Raw genomic sequence first — 2,681 nt, 5'->3', positions numbered from 1 at the left:
TATGTTAGCTAATTCAGCCACATTTGAAGTTACCTGGGAAAAGTTACCAGACGATTTTATTTTAGATGACGAGCCAGTGGATAATATTAATCAACCACCTTTAGCTGCTGCGTTAACCGAAAGCTTGGTGTTTGCTGGTAAATTACCCGCGAATGCTTTGACTACCACTAATTATGGTATTTGTGCCACTTTAAATAATAAGTTTGTGGTGAAAGCACCTGATTGGGGATATGTACCAGTAATTCGGGTTTCGCGAGAAGAAGTGACGCGCAGTTATACACCGCGACTTCAGGGAGATATTCCAGTCATTGTCATGGAATTTATTTCCGATACCGAAGGTGGGGAATATTCCAGCAAACCAACTTATCCACCGGGAAAGTGGTTTTTTTACGAACAGATTTTGCAAGTTCCCAATTATGCAATTTTTGAACCGAGTACTGGAGTACTGGAGGTTTATCAATTGGATGATTCAGGACGCTATCAAATTCAAACCCCAGATGTAAATAATCGTTGCTGGATTGGAGAAATGAACCTTTTCTTAGGTATATGGCAAGGTAATCGCGAAAATCGAAATGGCTATTGGTTGCGCTGGTGGGATGAAAGCGGAGAACTGCTGCTGTGGGGTTCGGAGTTGACAACTAGAGAACGTCAACGTGTAGAAGAAGAACGTCAACGTGTAGAAGAAGAACGTCAACGTGTAGAAGAAGAACGTCAACGTGCAGAAGAGGAACGTCAACGTGCTGAGGATGAACGTCAACGTGCTGATGAGGAACGTCAACGTGCGGATGAGGAACGTCAACGTGCTGATGATGAACGTCAACGCGCTGAAAGATTAGCACAACAACTCAGGGCAGCGGGAATTGAACCGGAGGTGTGATGTAATTAGTTCATTTTGATTTAGGCGATCGCTATTACCCAAATTCCTACCTAGATTCCCGATTTCGCATAAGTTGTCGGGAATCTTGTTTTTCAAACGCTTCACTCAAGACTATGAGCGAATATCAGCAGCAAAGCAGGGATGAATAAAGCTGATACAGCAAGACGTTAAACTATTTATAGATATTCTAGACAATTAAAACACTATATTTATGTTGACAAAATACATAAAAGCTGCACTGCATCAAGCTAAATATAAGATTTTGTCAGATGATGGCACATTTTATGGAGAAATTCCTGGATTTCAGGGTGTTTGGGCTAACACAGATACTTTGGAAGTCTGTAGAGAAGAATTAGAAGAGGTTCTCGAAGAGTGGATTTTCTTGCGGGTTTCGCGAAATTTAGCGTTACCTGTAGTTGATGGCATTGAATTGTCAATCAAGGAAGTGGCATAATGCCTACTTTCAAACCTATCAAGCGTCCCGACTTAATTCGCTACTTGAGGCAACTAGGGTTTGAGGGACCCTTTTCTGGTGGCAAGCATCAATATATGATTAAAGATGATATCACGGTACGAATACCAAATCCTCACAAAAGTGATATCGGTAAGGGGCTTTTAGCTGAGATATTGCGACAAGCTGGAATTGAGAAGGATGAGTGGGAACAGTTGTGATGTTGAAGCAGGCGATCGCTTACTATAGCGTTTCCTGACCTAGCGAGGTACACCCGTAGGGGCACGGCACTGCCGTGCCCCTACACCTGGCAACACAAAACTGTACCGCATCTGAATGGGAACCGCTATATTTCCAAGGAGTGCGATCGCATCAATTCATGCAGTTTGACTTGCTTTCTTTAATCGCTATTTATCCAATTAGGCGAAAAAGCTAAGATAAAAAAGTCAACTTACATCCCAACTAAACAATTATGCTAAGAGTAAATAAGAAAATTGTCACTGATGAAGCAATGCGTCCAGTAGCAGTTTTGATTGATTATCAAGACTGGCAGAGAATTGAGCAAATATTAAATGTTTATCAATCACAACAAGAAAATTTTGATTTAAATAAGTACGCTGGTGTAATTCAACTGACTCAAGACCCTTTAGAATATCAGCAGCAAAGCAGGGATGAGTAAACTTGACGCAGCCTTTAATATTACTAGATACAAATATAGTTTTGTACTTTTTGGGTGGTAGGTTAGTCAATTCATTACCATCAGGAAAATATTTTGTGTCCGTAATTACAGTTGATTGAATTGTTATCTTATCCTAGCCTCAGTTCAAACGAAGAAACACAAATTATTGAGTTTTTGAATAAAATTACAGTTGTTGGTATTGATAGTAATATCAAAAATTTCACAATAGCACTTCGCAAACAATACAAACTTCGGCTTCCTGATGCCATTATTGCCGCAACTGCACAAAAATTGAATGCAATGTTATTTACGAATGATGCTAGGTTGAATAATGTAACACAAATTAACACTCAAACAGTGCAAATTGTGTAGTAAGCCGGCGTAGACACCTTAGCGGCTTGTCGTCAAACATCGCTTATCACTTGATAATTTATAGCAACAGCCAAGGTGATTAGGACATCAACAGATGATAAAACCTAGACACCAAAAGACTTTTCACCCAGTCCCCTGCTATACCTTAACGCATAAGCTTTTATTATCAAAGTAAAAGCTGTCGTTACCAACGCTTTAGTTTTGCTTATAATATAAAAGCTGTCGTTACTAACGTTGAAGCTGTCGTGATGAAAATCGAAGCTGTCGTTACTAACGTTGAAGCTGTCGTGATGAAAATCGAA

6 protein-coding genes and 1 pseudogene are annotated in these 2,681 nt (G+C 39.9%); 6 read left to right on the top strand and 1 reads right to left on the bottom strand.

The window, feature by feature from the left end:
• Nucleotide 1: 1 nt before the first annotated feature.
• The 6 genes and pseudogenes from AABK37_RS41025 to AABK37_RS41000 all read left to right on the top strand — a co-directional run.
• Nucleotides 2–682 (top strand): annotated as a pseudogene (locus tag AABK37_RS41025) (Uma2 family endonuclease); the annotation flags it as partial.
• 406 nt (nucleotides 683–1,088) lie between these two features.
• Complete coding sequence (locus tag AABK37_RS41020) at nucleotides 1,089–1,331, top strand: type II toxin-antitoxin system HicB family antitoxin (protein ID WP_432557115.1); 243 nt, start codon at nucleotides 1,089–1,091, stop codon at nucleotides 1,329–1,331.
• Nucleotides 1,331–1,549: a type II toxin-antitoxin system HicA family toxin gene (locus AABK37_RS41015; protein ID WP_432557114.1), complete on the top strand. Its 219-nt coding sequence runs from the start codon at nucleotides 1,331–1,333 to the stop codon at nucleotides 1,547–1,549. Before AABK37_RS41020 ends, AABK37_RS41015 begins: the two co-directional genes overlap by 1 nt.
• A gap of 74 nt (nucleotides 1,550–1,623) precedes the next feature.
• A complete protein-coding gene (locus AABK37_RS41010; RefSeq protein ID WP_432557113.1) occupies nucleotides 1,624–1,764 on the top strand; it encodes a hypothetical protein in 141 nt (46 codons plus the stop codon).
• 36 nt (nucleotides 1,765–1,800) lie between these two features.
• Nucleotides 1,801–2,007: a hypothetical protein gene (locus tag AABK37_RS41005; RefSeq protein ID WP_432557112.1), complete on the top strand. Its 207-nt coding sequence runs from the start codon at nucleotides 1,801–1,803 to the stop codon at nucleotides 2,005–2,007.
• A 111-nt stretch (nucleotides 2,008–2,118) separates the two neighbouring features.
• Nucleotides 2,119–2,379, top strand: a complete 261-nt coding sequence (locus AABK37_RS41000) for a PIN domain-containing protein (protein ID WP_432557111.1) — start codon at nucleotides 2,119–2,121, stop codon at nucleotides 2,377–2,379.
• 104 nt (nucleotides 2,380–2,483) lie between these two features.
• Here AABK37_RS41000 and AABK37_RS40995 read toward each other — a convergent pair.
• A partial coding sequence (locus tag AABK37_RS40995; RefSeq protein WP_432557110.1) for a hypothetical protein occupies nucleotides 2,484–2,681 on the bottom strand: 198 nt, incomplete at its 5' end.

Source organism: Tolypothrix sp. VBCCA 56010 (assembly GCF_050875635.1).
Lineage (GTDB): Bacteria > Cyanobacteriota > Cyanobacteriia > Cyanobacteriales > Nostocaceae > Hassallia.
This window is presented reverse-complemented; position numbering and strand designations above follow the sequence as displayed.